This window comes from Streptomyces sp. NPDC101234 (assembly GCF_044767525.1).
GTDB classification, from domain to species: Bacteria; Actinomycetota; Actinomycetes; order Streptomycetales; family Streptomycetaceae; genus Streptomyces; species Streptomyces sasae.
Genome location: NZ_JBIWOA010000072.1, coordinates 1 through 24277, shown reverse-complemented (window position 1 = coordinate 24277; position 24277 = coordinate 1). Strand labels below are relative to the sequence as shown.

At 68.0% G+C, this 24277-nt stretch carries 26 protein-coding genes and 2 pseudogenes; 8 read left to right on the top strand and 20 right to left on the bottom strand.

Annotated features, from left to right (window positions below; translation table 11 throughout):
• Positions 1-331 precede the first annotated feature (331 nt).
• Positions 332-787 carry a hypothetical protein gene (locus ACIRR9_RS54300; protein WP_403768992.1) on the bottom strand — a complete coding sequence of 152 codons (456 nt, stop codon included), beginning with the start codon at positions 785-787 and terminating at the stop codon, positions 332-334.
• On the bottom strand, positions 784-1248 hold the full coding sequence (locus tag ACIRR9_RS54295; protein ID WP_403768989.1) for a hypothetical protein: 465 nt from the start codon (positions 1246-1248) through the stop codon (positions 784-786). Before ACIRR9_RS54295 ends, ACIRR9_RS54300 begins: the two co-directional genes overlap by 4 nt.
• Positions 1249-1503: 255 nt before the next feature.
• Here ACIRR9_RS54295 and ACIRR9_RS54290 point away from each other — a divergent pair, with 255 nt between their 5' ends.
• Together ACIRR9_RS54290 and ACIRR9_RS54285 are read left to right on the top strand one after the other, a co-directional pair.
• A complete protein-coding gene (locus ACIRR9_RS54290) occupies positions 1504-1800 on the top strand; it encodes a hypothetical protein (protein WP_403768986.1) in 297 nt (98 codons plus the stop codon).
• Positions 1801-1872: 72 nt separating this feature from the next.
• On the top strand, positions 1873-2049 hold the full coding sequence (locus ACIRR9_RS54285) for a hypothetical protein (protein WP_403768983.1): 177 nt from the start codon (positions 1873-1875) through the stop codon (positions 2047-2049).
• A 138-nt stretch (positions 2050-2187) separates the two neighbouring features.
• Here ACIRR9_RS54285 and ACIRR9_RS54280 read toward each other — a convergent pair whose 3' ends face one another.
• The 4 genes from ACIRR9_RS54280 to ACIRR9_RS54265 are packed head-to-tail and all read right to left on the bottom strand — an operon-like array spanning position 2188 to position 4805.
• Positions 2188-2349 carry a hypothetical protein gene (locus tag ACIRR9_RS54280; RefSeq protein ID WP_403768980.1) on the bottom strand — a complete coding sequence of 54 codons (162 nt, stop codon included), beginning with the start codon at positions 2347-2349 and terminating at the stop codon, positions 2188-2190.
• 31 nt (positions 2350-2380) lie between these two features.
• Positions 2381-3301, bottom strand: coding sequence for an ATP-binding cassette domain-containing protein (locus ACIRR9_RS54275; protein WP_403768977.1), 921 nt, complete (start codon positions 3299-3301; stop codon positions 2381-2383).
• Positions 3298-4110 carry a hypothetical protein gene (locus tag ACIRR9_RS54270; protein WP_403768975.1) on the bottom strand — a complete coding sequence of 271 codons (813 nt, stop codon included), beginning with the start codon at positions 4108-4110 and terminating at the stop codon, positions 3298-3300. Before ACIRR9_RS54270 ends, ACIRR9_RS54275 begins: the two co-directional genes overlap by 4 nt.
• Positions 4107-4805 carry a hypothetical protein gene (locus ACIRR9_RS54265; RefSeq protein WP_403768972.1) on the bottom strand — a complete coding sequence of 233 codons (699 nt, stop codon included), beginning with the start codon at positions 4803-4805 and terminating at the stop codon, positions 4107-4109. The genes ACIRR9_RS54270 and ACIRR9_RS54265 overlap by 4 nt, the downstream gene beginning before the upstream one ends.
• 190 nt (positions 4806-4995) lie before the next feature.
• On the opposite strand from ACIRR9_RS54265, the gene ACIRR9_RS54260 reads away from it, so the two are divergent.
• On the top strand, positions 4996-6132 hold the full coding sequence (locus tag ACIRR9_RS54260; protein ID WP_403768995.1) for a sensor histidine kinase: 1137 nt from the start codon (positions 4996-4998) through the stop codon (positions 6130-6132).
• Complete coding sequence (locus ACIRR9_RS54255) at positions 6129-6809, top strand: response regulator (RefSeq protein WP_403768969.1); 681 nt, start codon at positions 6129-6131, stop codon at positions 6807-6809. The genes ACIRR9_RS54260 and ACIRR9_RS54255 overlap by 4 nt, the downstream gene beginning before the upstream one ends.
• 149 nt (positions 6810-6958) lie before the next feature.
• Here the strand turns inward: ACIRR9_RS54255 and ACIRR9_RS54250 are convergent, their stop codons facing one another.
• Positions 6959-7189 (bottom strand): DUF4265 domain-containing protein, encoded by a 231-nt coding sequence (locus ACIRR9_RS54250; RefSeq protein WP_403768966.1) that lies wholly within the window; start codon positions 7187-7189, stop codon positions 6959-6961.
• A gap of 326 nt (positions 7190-7515) precedes the next feature.
• Here ACIRR9_RS54250 and ACIRR9_RS54245 point away from each other — a divergent pair, with 326 nt between their 5' ends.
• Entirely contained in the window at positions 7516-9012 is a 1497-nt protein-coding gene (locus ACIRR9_RS54245; protein WP_403768963.1) for a restriction endonuclease, read from the top strand.
• Positions 9013-9165: 153 nt separating this feature from the next.
• Here ACIRR9_RS54245 and ACIRR9_RS54240 read toward each other — a convergent pair whose 3' ends face one another.
• Entirely contained in the window at positions 9166-10863 is a 1698-nt protein-coding gene (locus ACIRR9_RS54240) for a lamin tail domain-containing protein (protein ID WP_403768960.1), read from the bottom strand.
• A 779-nt stretch (positions 10864-11642) separates the two neighbouring features.
• Here ACIRR9_RS54240 and ACIRR9_RS54235 point away from each other — a divergent pair.
• Positions 11643-12344 (top strand): hypothetical protein, encoded by a 702-nt coding sequence (locus tag ACIRR9_RS54235; protein ID WP_403768957.1) that lies wholly within the window; start codon positions 11643-11645, stop codon positions 12342-12344.
• Positions 12345-12551: 207 nt separating this feature from the next.
• Here ACIRR9_RS54235 and ACIRR9_RS54230 read toward each other — a convergent pair whose 3' ends face one another.
• The 6 genes from ACIRR9_RS54230 to ACIRR9_RS54205 all read right to left on the bottom strand — a co-directional run bounded on the left by ACIRR9_RS54230 (position 12552) and on the right by ACIRR9_RS54205 (position 16247).
• Positions 12552-12983 (bottom strand): hypothetical protein, encoded by a 432-nt coding sequence (locus tag ACIRR9_RS54230; protein ID WP_403768954.1) that lies wholly within the window; start codon positions 12981-12983, stop codon positions 12552-12554.
• A gap of 416 nt (positions 12984-13399) precedes the next feature.
• On the bottom strand, positions 13400-14236 hold the full coding sequence (locus ACIRR9_RS54225; protein WP_403768951.1) for an HD domain-containing protein: 837 nt from the start codon (positions 14234-14236) through the stop codon (positions 13400-13402).
• Positions 14233-14562: a PadR family transcriptional regulator gene (locus tag ACIRR9_RS54220; RefSeq protein WP_403768948.1), complete on the bottom strand. Its 330-nt coding sequence runs from the start codon at positions 14560-14562 to the stop codon at positions 14233-14235. The genes ACIRR9_RS54225 and ACIRR9_RS54220 overlap by 4 nt, the downstream gene beginning before the upstream one ends.
• A 646-nt stretch (positions 14563-15208) precedes the next feature.
• Entirely contained in the window at positions 15209-15553 is a 345-nt protein-coding gene (locus ACIRR9_RS54215; protein WP_403768945.1) for a hypothetical protein, read from the bottom strand.
• A gap of 65 nt (positions 15554-15618) precedes the next feature.
• Entirely contained in the window at positions 15619-16065 is a 447-nt protein-coding gene (locus tag ACIRR9_RS54210) for a hypothetical protein (RefSeq protein WP_403768942.1), read from the bottom strand.
• Positions 16035-16247: a hypothetical protein gene (locus ACIRR9_RS54205; RefSeq protein WP_403768939.1), complete on the bottom strand. Its 213-nt coding sequence runs from the start codon at positions 16245-16247 to the stop codon at positions 16035-16037. The genes ACIRR9_RS54210 and ACIRR9_RS54205 overlap by 31 nt, the downstream gene beginning before the upstream one ends.
• 219 nt (positions 16248-16466) lie before the next feature.
• Between ACIRR9_RS54205 and ACIRR9_RS54200 the strand changes: the two are divergent.
• Positions 16467-17150 (top strand): annotated as a pseudogene (locus tag ACIRR9_RS54200) (transposase); the annotation flags it as partial.
• Here ACIRR9_RS54200 and ACIRR9_RS54195 read toward each other — a convergent pair.
• Positions 17144-17300 (bottom strand): annotated as a pseudogene (locus ACIRR9_RS54195) (IS5/IS1182 family transposase); the annotation flags it as partial. The pseudogenes ACIRR9_RS54200 and ACIRR9_RS54195 overlap by 7 nt on opposite strands.
• A 752-nt stretch (positions 17301-18052) precedes the next feature.
• The gene (locus ACIRR9_RS54190) at positions 18053-18922 is read right to left on the bottom strand and encodes a helix-turn-helix domain-containing protein (RefSeq protein ID WP_403768936.1); all 870 of its coding nucleotides are present in this window, start codon (positions 18920-18922) and stop codon (positions 18053-18055) included.
• 249 nt (positions 18923-19171) lie between these two features.
• Here ACIRR9_RS54190 and ACIRR9_RS54185 point away from each other — a divergent pair, with 249 nt between their 5' ends.
• Entirely contained in the window at positions 19172-20089 is a 918-nt protein-coding gene (locus tag ACIRR9_RS54185) for an alpha/beta hydrolase (protein WP_403768933.1), read from the top strand.
• Between the two features lie 313 nt (positions 20090-20402).
• On the opposite strand, the gene ACIRR9_RS54180 is transcribed toward ACIRR9_RS54185, so the two are convergent.
• The 4 genes from ACIRR9_RS54180 to ACIRR9_RS54165 form a co-directional block, all read right to left on the bottom strand.
• Positions 20403-20630, bottom strand: coding sequence for a hypothetical protein (locus ACIRR9_RS54180; protein WP_403768930.1), 228 nt, complete (start codon positions 20628-20630; stop codon positions 20403-20405).
• Between the two features lie 276 nt (positions 20631-20906).
• Positions 20907-22820: a multicopper oxidase family protein gene (locus ACIRR9_RS54175; RefSeq protein WP_403768928.1), complete on the bottom strand. Its 1914-nt coding sequence runs from the start codon at positions 22818-22820 to the stop codon at positions 20907-20909.
• Between the two features lie 504 nt (positions 22821-23324).
• On the bottom strand, positions 23325-23930 hold the full coding sequence (locus ACIRR9_RS54170) for a hypothetical protein (RefSeq protein WP_403768925.1): 606 nt from the start codon (positions 23928-23930) through the stop codon (positions 23325-23327).
• Between the two features lie 136 nt (positions 23931-24066).
• On the bottom strand, positions 24067-24277 hold a 211-nt coding region (locus tag ACIRR9_RS54165; protein WP_403768922.1), incomplete at its 5' end, for a hypothetical protein.

Sequence of the window (24277 nt, the reverse complement as noted above, 5' to 3'; positions counted from 1 at the left end):
TCAGCCACCGAACGATCGTCCGATGCGCCGGGACCGGACGTCGCGCCGATGTGGGGTTGAGGTCCTCGGCTCGCGCCGCGATGTAGCTGCTCCAGAATCGCCGCCCACCGGCGCAGGATCACGAAGCTGGTCGTGTCCTCCTGCGCCTGAACCAGCTCGCTCAGCGCGTCGATGAATGGCTGGGCAGGCGTGCCCGCCTCGATCGCGACGGCGGCCTGCTGGAATCATTCATGAGCGGCCGCAAAGGTCTCCGTCGCCCATGCCTCCTCTGGCGATGACCTTGGTGAGGATCAGGTTGCGGACCGGCGGCGGGGCAAACTCCGGGATCTGCTCAAGGAGGTTCCTCTGGCAGCCAGGGAGCGCGTTGTCGAACATCGCGAGCATCTGGCACTGGAACAGCAGCATCAGTGCCGAGGACACACACCGCGACGGCGTCCAGCGGGGCTCGCCGCAGGGCCGCGAGGACGGAGACTCCGGACAGCAGCTGCCTGCCCCGCACCCACTCCTCAACGGCCGCACCGAACTGCCCCGCCTCCAACTCGGTCTCGACTCGGTGGCACAGATCCAGTGCCCACTGGCGTACCTGCACCGCCGTATGCCATCCGGTGGCGAGGTCTTCGAGCGGAGCCGTGTCGGCCAGCACGTGCAGAAGTGCACGGGGGTCGCCGTCGGGGAGGAAGGCCAGGGAGCCGTCCTCCCCGAGGACACAGGCGGCGGCGTCCGGGACGTCGGTCTGCGTCGTCTCGACGAGCGACGCCATCGGGTTGGCCGCGATGGCGGGGCTCATGGCGCCCAGCATGGCGCCGATGTCCTTGAGGGGACAGGTTCGCCGATGGTCGCGGTCACGGCCGTCAGTGTGGCGTCCTTGGGGGTGAGCAGCTGTGGCTCGGCGTTCTGGTCCAGCTCCTGGAGTTCGGGCGGAAGTTGGCCGAGGGCGCGGGCGATGCGCTCGTCGATATGGCGGGCGCGGGCCGGGACGAGCGTGAGGACCTGGCCACGGTCGGCGAGGCGGTTGGCGATCTGGTCCAGCCGCTCGCCCGGGTCGCGGCCGCCGGTTGAGGCGCCGTCCTCGCCGGGGAGTGCGTCGTTGCCCACGGCAGCTCGGAAGGCGGCACGGACCGTCGCCTCCGGTACCGGGATGCCTTCGGCGAACATGAGCAGTGCCAGGTCCGTCGGCCGCTTGCCGTGCCCGGCGAGGCGTGCGAGGGCTACGACCAAGTGGAAGCTCTCCGACGACCGCTGGTCCAAGGCCAGAATCGATGAGTCGGATCCCTGCTTTGCCTCCCGTCGGCCAGCCGCGGTGGAGTTGGAGTACAGGGCGCACCGAGTGGCGGTTGTGTTGCCGCATGGCGTGCGTCTGGTAGACCGAGACGACCAGCGACACGATGGCGATCACGACTGCGCATATCGCGGTGACGGTCTCTGCGTTCGTCCCGTCCCCCTGGTGAAGTCCTCTCGCTCGGACGGTATCCGAACCGTTCTCCGTGTCCCAGCCCAACCTTGATGAGCGCGGACGCGGTCATGCGCACCGAGTTCCCCGCAGGGTACGTGGTCTTCTTCGGTATCGACGGGAAGGTGGTCATGTGCCCTCGGAGCAAAGAGCACTCCGGCACCATCAGGTCGATGCAGATCCACTCCCTTGCCCTGGGCCGGCACTCGAAGGTCATCTCAACCGTGTACATCGGCTTTCCGCCCGAGGAGATCTCCGCTCCCGATCTCACGATCCTTCGGGAGGATGCCCAGCGGCAGGGCAAGCGGCACGGCTTCGAGGACGTGCTGCTGATCGCTGAGGTGGTGTAGGCCTCCTCCGCGCGTAAGGACTACGACGACTGCACCGCGAAGTACGGCCGCTATGGCATCCCGGTCTACGCGGTGGTGGACCCGTACGCCGCAGAGGTCGTCGTCCACACCCTGCCCACCGGCTCCGGTTGCATCGCGATGCACACGCACAAGTGCGGCTCGGACAAGCTGCCGATCGAGCCGGCCGACGGGCGGACCTACACCCTCGACCTGGACGAATTGCCCTGGCCCGAAGCAGACGCCCGCTGACGGACGGCACCGGCTCGTTCATTGGACGACCGGTCGATCTTCATTTGCTTGACGTTCCGGTGCCGTACAACGCACGAACGAGACCTGTTCGCACAGCCGGACCATGGAGGCGCCAACTATCGAGTGCTCAGGCGGTGTTCAATGGCAGCTGCGGCGGTTGCGCACCCGGCGGACGACGTAGATGGGACCGCCGATGATGGCGCCGATCACGAGGGCCCACTCCACGAAGAAGGCGAGGCCTGGGTGGAAGCCGGTGGTGTCGGCGGCGGACAGGAGGGCGGTGAGCGGCTGCTGGGACATCTTCTGGTCCTTCGGTATCGGCGGGCTGGGGTCAGATGACGCGGAGGTCGGGACCGTGCTGGGCCCGTTCCGGGACGGTGTCGTGCATCAGGGCGATGTAGCCGTCCTCGACGGTGGCGTTGACGCGCTCCGCGTCCGGGGCGGGGGTGCCGGAACTGATGACCCGGTAGGTGGTGCCGGTCGTGCTGGGGGTGACGTTGACGGTGGGCAGGTGGGGCGGTGGGGTGGTCGCCGGCTGGGTGAGGTGCCACACCATGCCTTCGGCACGCGTGGCGAGGTCGCCGATGGCGCCCTGGAAGGCGATGCTGCCGTGCTCGATCACCACGACGTTCGGGCAGGTCTGCACGATGTCGTCGACGATGTGGGTGGAGAGTAGTACCGTCCGATCGCCAGCCAGGGTGGCGAGCAGGCTGCGGAACCGCAGCCGCTCCTCGGGGTCCAGTCCCACGGTGGGCTCGTCGACGATCAGCAGCCGGGGGTGGTTCAGGATGGCCTGGCCGATGCCGACGCGGCGCTTCATGCCGCCCGAGTAGCCCTTCAGCTTCCGGTGTGCGACATCGTCGAGCGAGACGAGTTCGAGGACCTCCCGCACGCGGTCACGGCGCGCACGTCGGTCGGTGATGCCCTTGAGCAGCGCCATGTAGTCGAGGAACTGGCGCGCCGTCAGCTCCGGGTACAGGCCGAGCTCCTGGGGGAGGTAGCCGGTGGTGGCCTTGACCTCTCGGCGCCGGCTGCGCGACGTGAGCTCGGTGCCGTCCACCGCGACGGTGCCCGAGGTCGGCAGCAGCACCCCGGTCAGGACCCGCATGAAGGTGGTCTTGCCGGCTCCGTTGGGGCCGAGCAGGCCGACCATGCCCGTGGGCAGGCGCAGGCTGATGCCGTCGAGGGCACGGACCTGTCCGCACCGGAAGGTGACGGTCAGATCGGTGATGGTCACGTTGGGCGCGGTCATGACGGACTCCTCTTGGTGAGCACGAACTGGGTAATCACGAGGGCGGCGAGCGCCATGAGCAGGAGGAAGGCGATGCTGAGGACGGCCTCGCCGCCGGTCGGATGCAGTCCCCGCTGCTTGGCGATGAACAGGACGCCGTGGAACCAGGCACCGGTCGGGTACTCGCCGTTGGCTTCGAAGGGCGTGCCGGCGGGGGTGGGGATCCCGAAGCGCGGGCCGAGCATGTTGCCCCAGAACCAGTAGCCGAACAGACCGATCCGGTACAGCACGGGCCCGGTCAGGTACGGGACAGTGACCGAGCAGGCCGAGATGAAGATCAGCCCGGGCAGCATGATGCCGGCGAACGCCCCGAGGCCGACCAGGATCACCCCGGCCCCGTGCTGGGCTGTCAGGTAGCCGATCAGGCCCACCCAGGCGACAGCGACCGGTGTGATGGTCGCCGCGCCGGCGCCGATGGCCTTGCCCCACAGGCGCGGGCCGATGCCGGTGGGCGTCGAGGTCAGGAGGTCGTTCAGCTCCAGCCGGGACTCCCGCCGAACGCGGTCGGCGAGGACGGCGCCGACGCCGATCGGGCACAGCATGAGGAAGTCGCCCGTCCAGTCCGAGACCAGCTCGGCGCGGTCCGTGATGCTGGCGATGTCGATCGGGAAGGGCGATGCGCAGCGCAGCCCGATCAGCCCGAGCACGACCACCCAGACCGCCGGGCGGCGCACCTGCATCAGGTACTCGTAGCGGGAGGCCGCGACGGTCTTCGCCCACCAGCCGCGAGCTGCCGTCGGCGGGGCGGTTCGCTGAAGGACGGTGGTCATGCGGTGTCGCTCCCCACAAATCGTTCGGGACGCCCCAGTAGCAGGCCGGCCGCGATCACGGCGACAACGCCGATGGCGGGCAGGGCGATTCGGTTGACGGTCCATTCGTGCGCCGGGACCTCGGCGCCGACGCCCATGAACATGTACTGCGTCCGCAGCACCGTGTTGCCCAGGATGTCGTGCCCCATCAGGTCCTGGGCCAGCCAGAGGCCCCCGATCAGGCCGCTTGCGGCGCCCGGGCTGCGCAGGCCGGTCGCGGTGAGCATCGCCAGTGCGACCAGCCAGAGCATCGGCGGGGCCCACACCAGGACGTAACCGCCCGTGCCCTGCCCCACGGGCCATGCGTTCAAAGCGCGGAACACGACGGCGTCCACCAGCGTGACCAGGGCCGCTGGGACCACCACCAGGCCGACACGCAGGAATAGCACCCGGCGGTAGACGGTGGTGGTCATCACCAGCTCGGCGCCGGAATCACGCCCCACGATCGAGGAGGCCGCGACGGCGGTGCCGAGCGGGGCGAAGCCCGCCAGGACCGCGCCCGCGGCGATGTCGAGGTGCTCCGCGCTGACCCCGGTGGCATGCATGACGATCACCAGGATCGCGCCGCCCAGCGTTGCCGCCAGTGCCGTCACTGGCGGGGCGATACCGATGACCTGCAGCTCCAATCGGAGGCGGGCCCAGATGGAGCAGTTCACGTCCACCTGCCGGCTCGTACGGGCCCGGCGACGGCGGAGGGTGTGTCAAGGTCTCGTTGCATGCCATCAAGCCTGCTCACGCCGACCGGGGCTCGTACCGGCCAAAAGTACTGATCGGGCGGATCGGAGCAGTCCTTTTGGCCGCTACAGCGACCGCGACCGGTTCCGTAGCCTGAGCACTGTGAGCGTGATGGAACGGTTGGTCGCACTGGCCGCCAGACGAACCAACGTCCTGCTCGGGCTCGCCTTCGCGGCGGTGCTGGCAGCGACGGCCTACTGGCATGCCGCCCACGCGGGCAGCCAGGGCTGGTTGCTCGACTGCGGTACCGGTGCGGTGGTGTGCGTCGCGGCGCTGCTCCGGGAGCGCGACCGGCTGGTCGCCGTGGCCGTCAGCCTGTCCGTCACGGCTGCCGCCGTCCTCGCCGCCGGCATGGGGTACTTGACCGGCCAGCCCGGCGTTGCCGCGTCCATGGCGCTGACCGTCCTCGCCGGCTCCGCGGTCCGGGTCCTGCCGCCCTGGCGAGCCGCCGTGGTCGCTGCGGCCGGGCTCGCGGTCACGGCACTCGGCTGGCTCGAGTCCACCTCACATGCCGCCACCCGGTTCCACATGGGCGTCCAGCTCTGGTTGGCCGGCCTCGGCACGGGGCTCGTCCTGCGCTTCCTGGAGCATCGCCGTCAGGCCACCGTCGAGGCGGTGCGGCGAGACGAACGCCTGGCCCTGGCCCGGGAGTTGCATGATGTCGTCGCCCACCACGTCTCCGGCATCGTGATGCACACCCACGCCGCACAGATCATGCTCCGCAAGCAGCCCGACCGCCTCGGCGCCGCCCTGGCGGACATCGAACACTCGGGCACCGACGCCATGGACGCCATGCGACGGGTGGTCACCCTCCTCCGCGACGCGGAGGACGGCGCCGCCGTCACCGCGGGACCGGAGCAACTCATCGACTTGGTCCGCCGCTTCGAAGAGCACGGACCGGCCGTCGATCTCCGACTGCCCCCTGGGGCGCCGACCTGGCCACCCGTGGTCACCACCACTGTGTACCGGGTCGTCCAGGAATCCTTGACCAACATCGTCCGCCACGCCCGCGGCGCTCGCGCAGCCACCGTCACCATCAACCAGGACCGTACGGACATCACAGTCGAGGTCGGAGACGATGCTCCGTCGCACCCCCCGAGCCGCCCCTCCCCGCGCGGCGGCTACGGCCTGGTCGGCATGCGCGAACGCGTTGAGGCACTGGGCGGTACGCTCGACGCCGGTCCGCGGCCCAGTACCGGCTGGTCAGTACGGGCCTCCCTGCCCCTGCGAGCCGGAGACCACCGATGAGCATCAGCGTCCTGGTCGCCGACGATCAGGCCATGATCCGCACCAGCCTGCGCCTCATCCTGGAGGACGAGCCCGACATCACCGTCGTCGCGGAAGCACGCGACGGTGCAGAGGCAGTCGCCCTTGCCCGCCAACTGCGGCCCGACGTCTGCCTCATCGACATCCGCATGCCCCGCCTCGACGGCATCGACGTCACCCGCGCACTCGCCGGCCCGGGCATCGCCGACCCGCTGCGGGTCGTCATCGTCACCACTTTCGGACTCGACGAATACGTCTACGGCGCCCTCCAGGCCGGAGCCCTCGGATTCGTTCTCAAAGACGGCGACCCCACCTTGTTGACCGCCGCCGTGCGGGCCACCAGCGTCGGGGACGCCCTGATCTCCCCGTCGATCACCCGGCGCCTGCTCCGCAACCTCGCCCCCGTCAAAACCCCTTCCGCCCTCCAGCCCAACACTCCGCTCACCGACCGGGAAACCGACGTCATCCGCGCCGTCGCTCGGGGCAGCACCAACCAGGAGATCGCCGCCGCCCTCTTCATCTCCGTCAGCACCGTGAAGGGCCACCTCGCCGCGATCCAGAACAAGCTCGGAGCCCGCAACCGCAGCGAGATCACCGCCTGGGCCTGGGAATCCCACCTCATGCCGGGCAGCGCAGACCAACGGAACAGCGGCCGATAGCACCAGCGCCGGTGGGTCCAGCCAAGTGGGGTACTGGGAGGGGACCCCCGACTGCTCGGCGAGGTCGGCCACGGAAGCAGTACCGCAGGGACCACAGGATGAGTTGGTGTCGTTGTTCAGCCAGCACGCAACGGGACTGCACGACAAACTCAGGCGTTCCACCACTCATCGGTGCCACAGCCGACCTCGTAGTGCCACCAACCCTCCTCCTGGCCTTGCGTCAGAAGGGCCTTGATCCCGACGAAGTCCGCGCCGACTGGTGCGGTGAAGGCCACCATGGGGAAATCCTCGCTGAAGACCTCACCGCCAAGGCTGAACGCCGAAAGCCGCTCATGCACCGCCTGCGGGCTGCCTCCCAGGGGACCGGTGGGCACGGGCACCTGTGCGGGTGTGACGAGGCCAGCTGGCGCAAGGCCCGGCCGGCTACAGCTGGTGACGTGCGCCGGGGCGGACCGTCCGGCACAGGAAACCGGGGGTATCGCGCGTCGGCCCCGGCTGAGTGCCAAAGCAGCAGTGTCAAGGCGTCGGCGCTGTGCTCCAGGAACGCGCCGACGGCTTCGGCTGTCCCCGGCGGTGCGAGCAAAAGCGGTCACATTCCGAGCGAGTCAGGCCATGGGCCGGCCAGTGGGATTGCTCTGCCTCTGTCGGGGGCAGCTGTGGTGTTTTGACCTGTGGTGGGGGGCGGCAAATGGCACGTAGGAAGTCCTTGGCGGCACAGTTGTTGCAGGCGTACCAGGACAGCCAGAAGGCGAAGGCCGCAGCCGCGAAGCGGGCTGAGGCGGAGCTGGCACGTCAGGCGCGGGCCGCGGAACGTGAAGCCGCAGAGCAGGCCAAGAAGGAAGCACGGCGCGAACGCGAACAGGCGCAGGCGTGGGTGCGGGCGCAGAAGGAGAAGCAGGAGCAGCAAAGTGCTGAGTCGCGTAAAGCCGAGCAGATCGTGCGGGATCTTGAGAAGCGTCAGGCGGCGCGGGCGAGGGATCTCGAGCTGAAACGTCGTGCCGAGGCCCGTGAGAAGGCTGCGACGGAACGGCGTGCGAAGCAGGAGAGCGCTGAGAGTCTGCGCCGGGAGGCTGCCGACCGGACGGCCGAGGTCGTAGAGCGGGTTGAGGCGCTGACTGCGGTTCTGCGCTCCCGCCCCGGTGGGCTGCACGGGCTGCGGCTGCAGGTGGAGCAGGCGTTCGGTGAAGGAGATTTGGAAGGGTTCGCGGTCGGGGTGGAGCAGGCGCTGTGCTCCATCGGCTATCCGGAAGGACTCGGTGGTGCTCGGCGGGCGGCGTTCGCGCCGGAGTCTCGCGAGCTGGTTGTGGAGATCGAGTTGCCGGCCCAGGCGGTGGTTCCTCCGGTCACGCAGTACCGGTTCAAGGCCTCCGCTCCACCGGCCGTGGTCCCGCAGCCGCGGAAGGAGAATGAGTGCAAGGCGTTGTACAGGGATGTGGTGGCCAGACTCGCGCTGCGGGCGATCGACGAGGCCTTCGCCGTGACACCGCCCTCACTCGTGGACGGAGTTGCCTTCAACGGGAAAGTCCACGCCAAGGACCGTGCCACCGGCAAGGCGATCGAGCCGTGCCTGATCAGTGTGCGGGTCAGCCGGGAGACTTTTACCGAGCTCGTGCTGGACGAGCCCGAACTCGACCCCGTGGCAAGCCTGCACTACCTGAACGCGATCGTCTCCCAGCACCCCTACGACCTTGAGCCGGTTCCTCCTGTCGTCAGGTTCGACCTGACCCGGTACAAGATCGCCCCGGAGCGGGATGTCGTCGCCGGCCTCGACAGCCGACCTGACCTCGTCGCGATGGACCCGATCGACTTCGAGCACCTCATTCGGCGGCTGTTCGAGAAGATCGGGCTCAAGTCGTGGGTCACCCAGGCCTCCCGGGACGACGGCATCGACGCCGTGGCGGTCAACGAGGAACCTCTCATCGGCGGGCTGTGCATCATCCAGGCCAAGCGCACGAAGAACGTGGTCTCCGCCGAGACGGTGCGATCGGTCGCAGGGATCGTGAACGACAAGAGCGCTTCGAAGGGCATCGTGGTCACCACCGCCTGGTTCGGCAAGGCGAGCTGGGACTTCGCACCCCGCAACCGCGTCGAACTCATCGACGGCCGACATCTCAAAGCACTGCTGCTGGAACATCTCGAAATCGACGCTCTGATCGGCCTCCCCAAGCTCCCGCCCGGCTGGCAGACACGCGATCTGAGCTGACGCCGCCGTCGCGCCCTTTCGGGCCCGCGTGTTGTTGCATGGCGAACCTTGCCGCCGGGCCGGTGGTGTGGCGTCAGGCTTGTCAATTGGAGGCGACCGGCCCGCCGAGCAGAACCCGGCGGGTGTCGGTCTCGTTCACCGGAGCAAGTGACGTCAGCGGTTGCTGCGTGCCCACTGCGCCGCCCGGACAGTTTTCTCCTGGATGTCCCGCCGGGGCAGTTGTAGGCCGAGTGCGGTTTCCAGAGCGTGAAAGTACAGTTCGAACTCGCCAGTCAACTCAGGGTGGTCCAGCTCAGCGTGGCGTATGGCCTGGTTGAGGAAGTCGAGTTGGCCGCCACGGTAGTAAGGGGCGCGGCCCCGCTTGTACCAGATCAGTTCCAGCACGCCCCAGTCGTCGTCGATACGCAGGCCGTCGCGTGTGTAGTCGAAGGTGTAGATGGCCTTGGCGGCGGTGGCGTTCAGCTGGACGGTCTCCGTGACTCCGAGCCGGGAGAGAGCAGCGCTGTCGGCCCGGGTCCCGGGTGGTGTCTCGTGGTACATCAGGAACGCCCAGTCGCCTGCCTGTCCGAAGCAGCAACTCTCCCAGGCGATGTCCCAGTAGTCGCGGCCGGTTTCATCCGTGCTGCGCAGGTCCGCCAGGCGTGTCCCGGCGGCGACCTGTTCGGGGTCGGCCCCGTGGAGCAGCGCGATCTGTTCGACGTCGACGTCCTTCCCGCGGAAGAAGGCGAGCTGGGTGTAGGGGTCCTGCTCGCGCCAGGTTCTGGCAATCCAGGCGAGACGTCCCAGCGGGTCGCGTCCGCACGGCTGTGCCGTCTGCGCACCGTCCATGCCGCCGCTGCGGAATCTGCTGCCCCAAGCGGGGTTGATCTCGTCCAGCATCTCGGCCTGCGCGGCAACGAGGTTGGTGACCGGGCCGTCGCCCGGGGAGTTGGCCACGATGTGCTCGGCGAGGTGACGGACCGCCTCCTCTGCAGCGAAGTACAGTGCCTGGTCGAGGTCCTGGGTCGCGAAGACCTCCCGGTAGGGACCGGTGCAGCCGCGCACGGTGCCATCCTCGTCCAGGACGAGGAAGAGGCCACCGAAAGAGCCTGCCTGCCGTGTGTACTGGTCGCGTGATGTGCCGATGGGCGGGAGCATGACGTCGTCGAGCAGGTCAGAGCCTGCCGCTACCTGACGCCAGGCCCGTCTGAGTACTTGCTCCGTGATCTGCATGGGCGCCAGTATGCGACCAGGCACTGACACGACCGGGCCGCGATGCCTGGCCGGTATAGCCCGTCTGTGGCGCCTTCGGCGACCTCGCCAGTCAGCACCCTGCCCGCCGCCACCCGGCTCACGGTCAGGCGCGGCGGTCGTCGCCTCGGTGCCCGCCGCCGCGGTGGTCGCGGTCGTCGCCCCGGTGGTAGCCCCAGAGGCCTCGTCGATGAATCGGCCGTGGTCGTTGTGCAGGGTCGCGGTGCCCCGGTCGTTGTTCCACACGTAGGTTCGGCGGTCCTGGAAGACGTCCGCGCGGCGGCCGCGGCCCTCGCCGGTGTGGACCCGGACGGTGGAGCGGCCGTCCAGGCGGAAGTGGCGGAAGGTGCAGGTGTGGCCTGCCTCGTCGGATAGGGTCCAGCCGTCCAGGTTCACCGCCCGCCGGGCCGTGTTCGTGACCTTCACCCACTTGTGGTTCAGGGACCAGTTGGAGCGGCCGTCTCGGCCCGGGGAGTCGTACTGGACGTTGCTGATCACGACCGCCGGGTCGTGGCGGCGGGCGACGGGTTGGCCGGCGGCCGCAGCGGGCAGGGCGAGTGCGCCGACGGCAGCGATGGCAGCGACGGCGGTCAGGCGGTGGGCGGTCACGGAAACGGACACGAGGTCCGCCTTCGGAGCTGACACCCCGAGTCCGTGACGTGAAGTCGCAGGCCAGCGAGGTGTGTTGTGCGGGTCGGCGGCCCGGTCGGCCACACACCCACACCCTGCCCGACCCCGAGCACGATCAGTGCGGAACACGAAGCATGTGATGAATCAAAGATATTTCAGTGAATCTCACCTGTAAGACGCATGTATGCGGTGAACATGACGAATTGGCGATCCGCCAGTCACTGTCCCCGCATCAGCGGCCGCCACACGCGGAGTACGTTATCGACTGCCATGAGGCTCGCGACGAATTCCTTGAGAATATTCCGCCCGGAGAAGATCCGTACGTGATCTGGCGCTTTCGCGCTCACGATCTGATGGCCGCCCTTCATGTAGTACGTATGGGCCCGGGCACTCAACTACTCATCGATCACCGATCCTGCAAGGCAAGCGTGATGCACGAGTTGCTTGCAAGATTCGGGCAAAGCGCACCATGTATCCGGCAGGCCTTTGGACGCGAGCGGTCGGATCCAAGCCGGGGTACATCACCGTGGTCCTGGCGGCGGCCGGGTTCTCACCCAAGGCGGTGGCCCTACAGGGTGGTATGCGCCCACAAGCGCGAGATTAGTGTGCCACCCCGATCTCCCCGGCACGGGGAATCTGGCCTACCGGTCCTCGCGGTGGCGGACAGCCAGACGGTTGAACCCCGCCCCGACCGCAGTGCCGGTCGGCAATGCGTAGGCCGGGCCGGGACATGCGGAGGTGACGCTCCAGAGGGGCCTGGCACAATCGGCATGACCACACAACAGCAGGACAGGAGCCCGCCTGAATTGGTCAGCACGCCCGACTCCCCCGCACCGTCCATCGATGCTGTCCCGACCCGCTACGGCGACATCACGTTCCGCTCCCGGCTCGAAGCCGACTGGGCCGCCACCCTCGACGGCAACGGCATCCGGTGGGAGTACGAACCCGAGACGATCACCCTGCCCTCCGGCACCCTCTACGTCCCCGACTTCTGGCTGCCCGAACTCGGCACCTGGATCCAGGTCAAAGGCCCGGGCATACCGCGTACCGAGAAGACGCAGGAACTGGCCCGCACCCGGGCATGCCATTGCGCGAGTTCCTGTACCTGTGCCTGGCCGGGAGGCGAGTTCGTCCTCCTCGGTAAGCCGTCCCTGCCCTCCGACCGGACCGAGTCCGGCCACCGACCCCGCTACGGCTACGCGGACTGGGCAACCTCCTTGGGGCCGGCCGCCTACTTCGTGACATGTCCCAGGTGCACGCGGGCGCAGTGGATCACCCTCCGGCGCCCGTGGCGCTGCCGTGCCTGTCACGCGCTGCTGGAGAAGGAACAGGCCCATCGGCCTGTGGATCGGTTGGTCAGATTCGTCGAGGCCACCGCCAACACAGGTCTGTTCGCGATGCCTGATTTGGGCGGCCCCTTCACGGCCGCGGAACTCGGCCTCGCCGATTCCCCCGAGAACGGCCTGACGTGATCACCCCGCTCCCCGCGGTCACGGCCACTGTGCCGGCGGGGGTCTGAGACGTGCCCTGCTGCTAGGGCTGCAAGTTCCGGCTGATTCCGTATGCCCACGGGATGTCCTAGGCCCCGCCCAGCACCGAGTTGGTCACGTGGCCGAACAGACGCGAGACGAGAACACCCAGGGGCGACTCTGCCCGGTCGGGTGTGCCCCTGACGAGTATCAGCGGCTGCGCAGGTCCTGCGGGCCCAAGAAGGTGGCGATGTCGGCTTCCCTGCTGCCTCGGGGAACCCATCCCCACAGGTAGCAGGTATCACCCAGGATGCACAGGCAGTGCACCGTCTCCAGGCGGTCCAGGCGGCGGTTGACCGCCAGGCAGCGTTCGACGAGGTCGCCCACCGGCGTGTCGGGGTCGCGCCGGGTGGCGACTATCGCGGAGAACAGGGGGTTGCCGATGCGTTGGGAGCCGGCTCCGAATAGCCGGTTCTCCACCAGCTCGCCGATGGGCACGAGGGGACGGCCGAGCCGGTGGCAGGTGACGAGCTTGCCCAACGCCGCGTCCAGGGAGTGCCGAGTCAGGGCCTGCTTCACTTCGATGACGGCGTAGGCGCCGTGACCGCTCCCCCGGCCCGGGAACGCCGCAGTCGGCCCCACCGCCTTGCGGTCTCGGCGCTGCCGGTGGCGCTGGCACCGCTGTGGGCAGCGAAGTAGTCTTTCACATCGTCACGCGGCTGCAGTTGTTGTGGTGAGAACGAGGACGACGAGAAACTCATCCGGGCGCGGGACAGCCACTCGCATCCCACGGCCCCGCTGTCATCCTCCGTCTTGAGCAGGGGGCTGCACCGGATCAGGTCCGGAGGGAGCTTCCGTGGGGATACGCCACGCCTGGATCAGCTGCCCCAGTCGACGGGCTGGTGTCTCGTTGGGGATGAACAGGACGACGGCGACCAGGACAAGGGCGCCTGCCGTGAGTGCTCCCGTCGTCCAAACGGACAGGCCTCCGCGGGCCATGTCCATCACGAAGGCAGCCGCCGCCCCCAGCACACCGCCGATCCGGGCCGCCGTGTTCATCATCGCTGTTCCTGGCAGATCGGGCGGCGCAGTGTCCACGACAGCCTGGGTGTGCTGAGCAGGACTCGGAGAGCGAAGCGAGTTCGGGTGCGGGAGGTGGGGTGGACGGCCAGTTCGGCATGCCATTCCTCACGCCACCGTGCGCGCTTCGGAGCGGGAAGCAGCAGGGTCAGCATGGCCAGTATGCGTGTGGTGACCGCGAATGCGGCGGGTGCGGGCTGGAGGACGGCCGAGGAGAGGTCGTGCAGTTCACGGCTCACGTCGGTCAGGCCTGCCGCACGCGCCAACGGCGCGATGAGGTCGAGGGTTTCACGGGCCACGAGGTACCGCCTGGTCGGGGCGACGAACGCGATGGTGCGCATGTTGTGCAGCCGGTCGGCTAGGCGGATGGCCAGCACAGCCTCCTCACGCGCCGGCTTGAGCGCCGGCGGCCTTGCGCCTTCGAAGTTAAGAGCGCTGAGGGGGATGGCGTCGAGCTTGGCGGTGCGGACGGCTGAGATCAGGTCGGCGACTTCCTGCCCGAAGTGTTCGGCGACGCGGCCCGGCGGGCAGGGTGTGTCGGCGATGTCGTGGAGCACGGCGGCGCAGATCACCGCTGGTGGCATGCCGATGTCGGCGACGATGGCCGCGACGGCAAGGCAGTGGGTGAGGAGCGGGTCACCGCTGCGGCGGGTTTGCCCGGCGTGCCAGACGGCTGCCTCATCGTGGGCGTGCTGGATGAGCGCGGTGTCGGCGTCGGGGTGGTGACTGCGCGCGACGGCGAGGATGCCGTCCAGAGACGGGGTGGTGGAGTGGCGCTTGCCCGGCCAGGGCGCTAACCGGCTCCGGGCCCTCATGACACTCCCCCGTCGGCGACCGGGCGGGCGACCCACCCTGGCAGGGGCTGTTTACGGGTACGGTAGGCGCGGGCGAGGGCGTCGCGTGCCTGTTCGGCGCCGTCCTCGGTGATCCGGTAGAAGCGACGGCGCGGGCGGCCGGCTTCCTCGTGTACGGCGGGGTCTTCCCAGGTGCTGTCCACCCAGCCGACTTGTTCCAGGCGGGCGAGGATCGGATAGATCGTGCCCGACGGCAACCCCGCCAGCTCGCACAGCTCAAGGCCGTAACGCTCTTTGGTGGGGTCTTCCAGCAAGGCCCGCAGCACCAGCTGGGTCTGAAGGGTCATACGCAAACTACCCATACTCGTACTCTACATAGCCTATATAAAGGCTGTCTAGAGCTAGTGAAACCCGGTAAGCCCCTACGTGGGCGAGAGGCACCGCGATAGCGTCATGGCCGGCGCGGGCCTTGCCGGTGCCCGGCTGCCGCCGAACGAACCGACCCGCCCCAGGAGTCCGTTGCGGATCTCACCCCCGCCGAGCAGGACGCCATCGCCGCCCATGCGTCCGCCCTGGGACTGTCCCCGGATGAATACATCCACCGGAGACGGCAGCCGAGCGGGCCCTGGAGTGGCAGCGCGAGCGTGAGGCCTTCCAGGCCATGGCACAGCGGAAGGGTCGCACTGCCGAGGAACTGGTACGCCGCGGCAGCTTCGCCGACCACGCTCTCTGACCAGAGCATCCTTTTTCCGGATCCGGCCACCGCCCTGGCAATGTGGACGCCGCCCGCTGCCCCTTGTCACCAGAGCTCGCTCGTGCGGACAGCGTCGATCGAGCAGCGGCCACAGCAGCTGGCACACCCTTGCGAGCACTGCTGGGAACGGGTCAGCCGAGGGCTTGACCACAAACCGGGCGGGATCAGCAGTCGCTCGGCAACAGGGCAGTTCCTTACGACGGCATCGCGGCCATCGTTCTGTGAAGTGCTGCCGGAGATCAGTCGCTGGGCCGGAACCGGAGCGCCGACCAGGTGTCGTCGACGGCGATCTGCCGTACCGGCCGTACGCCGTGCTCGCTGAGCGCGGCGGCCAGAGTGTCGCGGTTGAGGTCCGTGCCGAGCTTCCCGCCCTTGGGGTAGGCCACCCAGGCGAGGACATCGCGCCGTGCTGCGGCGAGCACTGCCTGTGTGTCCGCCCCGAGGAGGTCACCGGAGGTGGTCACGAAGGCGAGCACCGCATCAGCCGAAGACGGCTCGCCCGCGGCCTCGATCTCCAAAGGGACGTCGTCAGGTTTGCCGAGCACGGCGACGCTCTGGCCGGGCTTGATCTGCAGCTTGCTCATGAGGGACACCCTCTGATCCTGCCACTTCGGCTGGGCCTCGCGCCGGCAGGGTGAGGCGGTCTCGCTCAGATCCGGATGTGACCCTGGTCCGCGGGAAGGTCAGCTGCCTGTTTCTCGGCAGCCATCCGCTGCCGGTCCCGGTGCAAGGCGTCCAGCCGGGCTTCGGGAGTGACGGCCCCGCCCAGGGTGATCGACGCCGTGGCGGCGAGTGGGGCCAGAGAATACCGGACGGGAGAACGGCTGGATCGGGTCGGCAGGTGCAGGCGGGCGACACCGGCGGGGACGTGGGCGCGCAGCGCTCCGTGCCAGCGGATCCACAGTGCGGGGCGTCCGCGCAAGGCCTCGTCGCGGAGTTTGTCCACGGCGGTGCTGTCCTCGGCGCGGTCGATCTCCACAGCGACAGGAGGGCCGTCCTTGCGCACCAGGTGCAGGTCCAGGAAGGCGGACCAGGGCGGCGACCAGCAGATACGGCAGCCCACGGTCATCCTGCGAGGCGGGTCGAGGTAACGCATCGATGCCTCCCGTCGGCTTCTCCAGCCTGATGCCTGCGCCACTGCACTACCGCGTGCGTGATGCTCAGGGTCGCTTCCGTGCCGGTCAGGCCGGTGAAGACGAAGCGGGTCTTGGACAGATGCGCGTGTAAGGCAGCGGCGAGGATCTCGGACTCGCCGGCTGCCGCCGGTTCGAGGGTCATCGGCAGATTCTCCGCCCGCGCAGTGGCAACGGCCCGGGCGATGCCGTCCGGCAGGGGGGAACAGGTGCAGACATGGTTCATGGCAGGTGGCAGTTCCCGCCTCCCCTCGCCTCTCGCTTGAGAGGCCATCCCCGCCGTGGTGGCCAGCTCGCAGTACCCACAGCGGGGATGGGGACTGGAAATCGTTCGGTGTAACTCCCGATCATGGAAGATGCATCGATGACCAGTGAGAACGTGGCCGAGCAGGAGGCTGTCGAGTCGGCAGCAGCTGTATCAGCGAAGGCCGTGGACGACCAGCTGATAGACGAGCTGGTGAGCCGAGCCCAGGCCGAAGGTCTGCAGCTGACCGGCGAGGGCGGGCTCCTCCAGCAGCTGACCAAGCGGCTGCTGGAGTCAGCTCTGGAGGGCGAGATCACCGATCACCTCGGCTATGACAAGCACGATCCGGCAGGCAAGGACGGCGGCAACTCCCGCAACGGCAAACGCTCCAAGACCGTCCTGACCGACGTCGGACCGGTGGAGATAGCCGTGCCCCGCGACCGAGAGGGATCCTTCGAGCCGAAGATCGTCAAGAAGCGCCTGAAGCGCCTGACCGGCGTCGACGAGATGGTCATCTCGCTGGCCGCCAAGGGCTTGACCGTCGGGGAGGTCCAGGCCCACCTCGCCGAGGTCTCCCGGCAGACCATCTCCACCATCACCGACAAGGTACTCGAGGGCATGGCCGAGTGGCAGAACCGGACCCTGGACGTCGTTTATCGAGTCGTCTTCATCAACGCCATCCACGTGAAGATCCGCGACGGCGCCGTCGCCAACCGACCGATCTACGTGGCCCTGGCCGTCACCGCCGAGGGCCGACGGGAGATTCTCGGGCTGTGGGTCGGCGACGGCGGCGAGGGTGCCAAGCACACACGTTCCGGAACTCGTAGCCGCCCGACATGGCGGTGACGCCGTTCGGGAACAGGCGGCAGCAGCGGAGCAACCCGCGCCCACAGGTCTTCAGGAACAAGATCAGCACGCATCCCGCCCACCCTGCCGACCAAGATCGTCGAGCACAAGGCCCGCAGCTCAACTCATTCTGAAACGATCAGTAAGCCCTCGATGGCCGTTCCGGGGGAAGAGCAGCACGGGGCTTGACCGTGCCGCCGCGCTGTTCATCCGCATCGCCGACACCTGAACTGGCCACAGCGGGGGCGTTGGCACACCAGCTGACGGAGATGTTCCTCAACGCCGAGTCTCGATCGGGTCATCACTGCCGGCTGCGGGCAGGAAGGCAGGGCCTCTTGGTGGTCGGGGTTGCGAAGCCGGTCGAAATCCAGGAGACCCTGTTGCCGCAGTTCTACGTGCTCGCGCCGTTGGAGTGCAACTCGGCGTCTCCGTCGTGTGAACCCCTCACGCCTGTCGGCAAACGATGGCGGGCTCAAGCGATCAGCGCATCACCGCTGTTCAGGAGGTCAGCGTAGATCTCTGCCGGAGTGCGGTATCCGTGGGTCTTGGGCGGACGATGGTTGAGCTCGTGGGCGATGGCGTCCAGGTTGGTCTGGCTGAACGTGCAGAGGTCCGCGCCCTGCTGAACGAGCGCACCGCTCCGCGCCGGTCGGGAACGGGGTGGGACCTCCACGAGGACCGGCGCTCCGCCCTGACTTCGGTGACAGGGCCCGTCGCTGCTGATGCTGATGCTGATGGCGAAGTCCCGGCACAAGAAGCCTACGATCGTCCGCCGCTGCTTCAAGCCGTCACCAGAGGTGATCGCTGAATTCACAGGTCGGCGCGTCCACAGGGAACAGCAGTCGCTGAGAACCCTGGGTCTAGCGGCCTGCCGTGGAGTGGCCGGCGGATTGCGCTGCCCATGAAGCGAGGATGCGCAGACGGTCGTGGCTGGGTGAGCCGGGCACGGCGGTCAGGGCGATGAGCTGCTGGTCGGGATCGGCGGTGCAGGTGAGGAAGGACCAGTCGAGGGTGAGCCGGCCGGCGATCGGATGGTTCAAGGTTTTCGTGCCTGGGCCCTGGACGGCGACGTGGTGAGCGCCCCACCACCGTCGGAAGTCGGGGTCCTGAAGTGACAGCTCGCCCACCAGCTCTGCCAGCCGTGGGTCTTTCGGGTCTCGGACGGCTTCCATGCGCAGCTGCGCGAGGGTGGTCTGTGCCACCCAGTCCCAGTCCGGGTAGAGCGCTCTGATGGCCGGTTCGCAGAAGACCAGCCGTACGAAGTTGCGCTTCTTCTCCGGGATCTGCGCGAAGTCGGTGAAGAGGGCGGCGGCCATGGGGTTCCAAGCGAGGATGTCCGTGCGCCGGCCCAGGACGACGGCCGGCGTGGTGGACAAGTCGTCCAGCAGCCGCTGCAGTTGCGGCTGGACCTTCTGCGTGGTGCGCCGACGGGGCCGGGCGGCGTCCCGACCGGACAGTTCGAACATGTAGGTACGCTCGCCGTCGTCGAGCCGGAGCACACGCGCAAGGGTGTCCAGCACCGGTTCGGAAGCCTGGCGACGGCCCTGCTCCAGGCGCGTGTAGTAGTCGGGGCTGATCGACGCCAGCAAGGCCACTTCCTCCCGGCGCAGGCCCTTGACCCTGCGCCTGCCGCCCGAATCGGTCAGCCCGACCTGGGCCGGGCTCAGCTCCATGCGCCGCGCCTTGAGGAAGGCCCCCAGTTCACTGTGGTGGGCGTTGCTGCTGCTCATAGGGACAAGTCTTGCACCGCGCCATGCCCGTGACAGGGGGCCTGTCGTGTCCCAGGACAGCGTTGTCCGGGGACACAGGACGCCCCTTTTCGGCCTGTGCACCCCATGCGACTCTCGCTGACGTGACCGGTGGACGGGCCGCCCCGAGTCGGGAGGCCCTTCCAGAGGAATCCGCCCTGTCCGCGATCACGGCACCTGCACACCTGCACACCTGCACACCTGCACACCTGCACCCAGGAGACACAGAACATGAGGACCAACGTCACCTTCCCCAGCAACAATCTCGCCCTCGCCGGGATTCTCTTCACCCCCGATGGCCACGTCGACGGCCGGTTGCCGACCGTCGTCATCTCCCATCCGGGAGGTGGCGTGAAGGAGCAGAGCCCGAGTATCTACGCCGAGCGTCTGGCCGGTGCCGGGTTCGCCGCGCTCGTCTTCGACGCCGCCTACCAGGGCGAGAGCGAGGGCGAGCCGCGAGGTCTGGAGAGCCCCTTCCAGCGGGCCGAGGACATCAAGTCCGCCGTGTCCTACCTGACCACCCGTGACGACATCGACCCGGACCGCATCGGGGCTCTCGGCATCTGCGCGTCCGGCGGTTACGTCCCCTACGCCGCGCAGACCGACCACCGCATCAAGAGCGTCGCCACGGTCAGCGCCGTGGACCTCGGGTCGGTGTTCCGTGAGGGACTGGGCCACACGCAGGACCCGGCGATTTTCAACGCCATGCTCGACCAGGCCGGTGCACTGCGCACCGCAGAAGCCCGCGGCGCGGCCCCGCATCTGGAGGCATGGATTCCGGACGACGCCGAAGACCTGCTGGAAACCGCCACCCGGCAGTTCCGGGAGACGTTCGAGTTCTATTGCACCCCGCGCGGCTACCACCCCCGTGCGAACCAGGGATGGGTGCTGCGAAGTATCGACCTGATCGCCCAGTACGACTCGTACTCGATGATCCGGCTCATCTCGCCCCGCCCTCTGCTGATGATCGCCGGTTCCGAGGCCGAGAGCTCCTACTTCAGCCGGGAAGCCATCGAGAAGGCCGCCGAACCCAAGGAACTGGCCGTCATCGACGGCGCCACCCACATCGACCTGTACGACAAGGACGAATACGTCACCCCCGCCGTCGCCAAGCTCACCGAATTCTTCGGCAAGCACCTGGCTGGCTGACCGGCCACCGTCCCCACTCGCGATCAAGAGCCGTCCGTGCTGGTCCATGACCCCGGCGGGGCGGCCCGGTACGGCTTCATCCCGCACCCGGCCTGGCATGCGCCGGTCACTCGTCGGCGCCGTCCTCTCATCCACTGGCTCCCGATCCCGCCGGAGTCGTGGCTCTCGTCAACCCCGGAGAAACCAAGGCCACGCACCCCGCCGCCCACCGGCCGGGGAGCCCTGTAACGAAGTGCAGCGTCTGTGCGCAGCCGGGGCTCCTTCGTGTGGCAGGTGGCCACGGGCGCAGTAGTACTCGGACTCCCACCACTCCTCACATTACGAGGAATGGGCGCGACAGCAGCACGTCCCCGATCTGCTGGACCCGCAAAAGCAGCCCCGGATCAGTCAGGGCAAGGGACTCATCGAGGGTGTATGCCAACCAGTTGCCATGCTCGGCAGCATGGTCGAGGAGGTACTGATAGGACTTCTCGGGATCACGACCGGCCAAGGCAAAGCCCGCCAGGAACACCTGCGGGCCTGTGACGGCGTCCATCGCCACGCATGCCAGCTTGCCCTGGCCGTAGAAGACCTTCGCTCCGTCGGCGAGGTCCTCCTGGGCGTACGGGCCCCCGCGCCGATGTGACCCGGAAACCTGGAGGGCCTCCGCGACCTCGGTCTCACTCGTCCCGAACCGCAGCGGCTTCTACCGCAGGACGGCGTCCACGTCGTCGGTGTAGACGATGGCGTACTCGCAAGGATCCGGGGCGGGCCACGGCGTCGGTGCCGGTCCGGGCCCCGTGGGCGCGGACCGGCACACGCGGGGCGATCGATCCCGTCAGTGGCCGTGGCCGCCGTCATGACCGCCACCGCGCTGGTCGCCGTGGCCGTGGTCGCCGTGTTTGACGATCGTCCACGGGCGCATCAGGTCGTCGTCCTCGTGTTCGAGAATGTGGCAGTGGTGGATGTACGTCGCCGGGAGCTCGGTACCGCTGCCCGGAATCGACGCGATCGTAGCCGTCGGCGGGGTGAATTCCTGGATGATGATTCTGGTCACGGTCTCCGGATAGGACTTGAACGTGTCCTTGCTGGACCGTACTTCGTCCGGGTCCGGCGGTACCGGTGGGCCGGTGAAATACTTCTCCAGCACCGGCAGGTCCTTCGGTTTGCGGCCACCACCAATCCACTTTTCGTAATCGGCCTGATAGGCGGCCGCGTCGATCGGCTGCCTTTCCAGCACCTGGAAGTTGACAAGGTGGACGTGCATCGGGTGGGCGTCGTGGTTGGGATTGATGTACTCCCAGATCTCGGTCGAGCCCTCCTCGATGAAGTCCTGGGACGGCGCCTCGAACGGCACCGCGTTGAATGTCATGGTCCTGAACAGCTTGTGCTGGTACACGACCCATTGCCGCCGCCGGGTGTGCGGTTTCGGCTTGACCGGTGCGACTGTCGGCAGCCTGAGTTCCTTGGGCGGCCTCGACCTGTCCCCGCCTCCGGACAGTGGTTCGCTGACCCGGAACTCCATGATTTCCCGGATTTCCGGTCCCTCGCCCGGCATGCCGGGGTAGTGGACCGGCGCGTGGTAGTTCACCAGTCTGACCTTCGTGCCCGGCCGTACCTGGCTGAAGTCGATGATCAGGTCGTACCGTTCGGCCGGCGAGATCAGGAAGTTCAGCATCTGCAACGGGGCGCGGAAACCGCTGTCGGTGCCGATCAGCCAGAACGGCAGTTGGGCCTCAGGCACCGCGTCCCTGGGCTGGGTCTCGAACCTCAGCCGCCAGAAACGCTCGTTCGAAGCGTTGAGAAAGCGCAGCCGGTAGCGTCGCGGCTCGACGTCCAGGAAGGGGTACGCCTTCCCGTTCACGACCGGGGTGTCCTCGCCTTCCCTCAGGGTCATGGAGTAGGCGAGCGAGCCGTCCGGGTTGAAGGTCCGGTCCTGCAGGATGAGCGGCACCTCGAATTCGCCTCGCGGCAGCCCGAGCCGCTCGTCGGCAGGGTCACCGATGCGCCAGAGACCGGCCAGGCCCGCGTAGACGTTGAGGCTGGTCATCCCCATGCCGTGATCGTGATACCAGAGCATGCACGAACGGTCGTGGTTGGTGTAGGCGTAGATCGCTTCGTTGGGTTTGACCCGGCCCGGTTCCAGGGTGGTGTAGTCCGCGGCGTGGATGCCGTCCGGACTGAACGACTGCATCGGCATGCCGTCGGACTGCGGCGCAGTGAAACCGCCGTGCTGGTGTACGACGTTCCACACATTGACATTCGAGGGAAAAGGCAGGACGGGCTTGTAGGGCGGCGGAGGGGTCGGGGTGAGCTCGTCGCACCCATTGCGGATGGCGTCGATCACGAACTGGAACAGGTGGGTGGTCGGCAGCTCATTGCGGTATTTGACGACCGTCGGGCGGTCCGTGGTCACGCTGATGGTCGGCCCGAGATAGCCCATGCCGGTCGGCTTGTGCGGATCGTGCGGGTTATTGGCCCAGTAACCCCACACGGTTGCCGGCCCGAGATCCCGGTGGAAGCGCCACGAGTCCTGTCTCATCGTGATCTCGTAGTAGTCGGCGCCCGGATAGGCGGAAGGATCCGAGACGGCTGTCAACGGCCTGGGAAGCGGGTCGACATACTTCTTCAGCAGAGGGGTGTGCGGGATCGGGCCGCCCGGACATGTAGCCTCGTGAGCCGTCGCCGCATACGCCCGCGCTCCCAGGACACCCTGGGGAAGCATGGCCGCACTCCCCATGGCGCCGGCCATCAGGAATTTCCTTCGCTCAAAAGCCATCTTCTCCAGCCTTCCATCGTCTCAGGTGACGTTTCAGACAGAGATACAGGCTGGTGGGGAGCGTGCTGCGGTGCGCCGGTCCGGTCTGCCGAAGAGCACCCGTTCAGCCCTTTCACCGCTGCCACTCCAGCGCGAGGACGGCGGCAGACAATCCGGATCGACGGACCGCCGACTGTCCGCCCACCGGGTCGCTGAATCGCGACCAACTGTGACGGCTGCCTGGCCTGGGGTGTTCACCGGCAGACTCTGTCCGGCATGCCGGCAGTTCCACGGTGACGTCCGCTCCGGCCGGACCCCCCTCTGCGACCTCGCGGCAGCCTCAGGATGCCCCACGGCGCGGGGCGTGGCACAGCCGCACCTGCTTGCCGGCTTGATGCCGATCTTCCGGGCGAGGAATGTACCGGAGCAACTTCCTCCGGCTGCGGAGGATGCGCCCCATGTACCGCCTCCGGTGTTCGTGTGTGCCGTGACAACGGGCTACGCACTCCGGCTGCCCGCGGCCGTACGGCGCCCCAGCCGAGCGCGACCGAAGGCCCACGCGCCCAGACCCGCCAGCAGGGCCGCTCCGACTCCGTAGACCGGCAGCCACAGGGTGGTCGTGGATGCCAGGCAGTCGGCAATGGCGTCATGGCGGTGGACGACCTGCGCATAGGCCATGGCGGTACGGTCGCGGCCGGCCAGGTTCGCCAACGAAGCCTCCGTGCGCAGGCTTTCGAAGGTGCCCAGCTGATTGCACTGGTTGCGGGTCCCCGGCATCGGAAAGAGCCACGCCCAGCGCTGCATCATCGGAGCCAGCGCAACCGAGACACACAGGCCCACCACCAGCGAATACGCCGTCAGGTCCTGCACATACGAAAAGCGGAGGTCCGGCATGAACGCCGGCGGTCGGCAGGAGGAGAGGACCACCACGAGAAGCGTCACACCGATGTAGGTGGCGAACCACTGCCAGGACCCCTGCGCGAGAGCAAAGGTGAGTACGGCGGCAAGAGCGATGCCAACGACTCCCGGCTGAACGGGCTCTCGACGGCTGCCTGCCCCGACAGAGGTCGCTTCCAAGGTTCTTTGAGGGCTGGGGTTGTCCATACGCTCTCCCGCCTGCTTCCCGAGACCACCAGTGTTCACGCAGATCGCGCCATCAGCCCGGCACCATGCCGAGCGGCGGCGCCGGATCCACCCCTGCCCTGCACGTACGCCCCGGGCACCCCCGACTCGCCCGCCGCTACCCGTCAACAGCTAACGAAATGTGCGAATTGGCATATCCTGGCGGCTGAAACAGGTGATCCATCCCTTGATCTTCGCAGGGAATCCCGGCCTTCAGGCCGGGCGGGAACGCGATCCTCGGCCCGGAGGCGCGCAGCGCCGGAGATCTCTGCGTCTTCGGGGTGACGGTCAGGCCGGTCGCTTCTGGTTCTCGATGTACTCCTTGACGA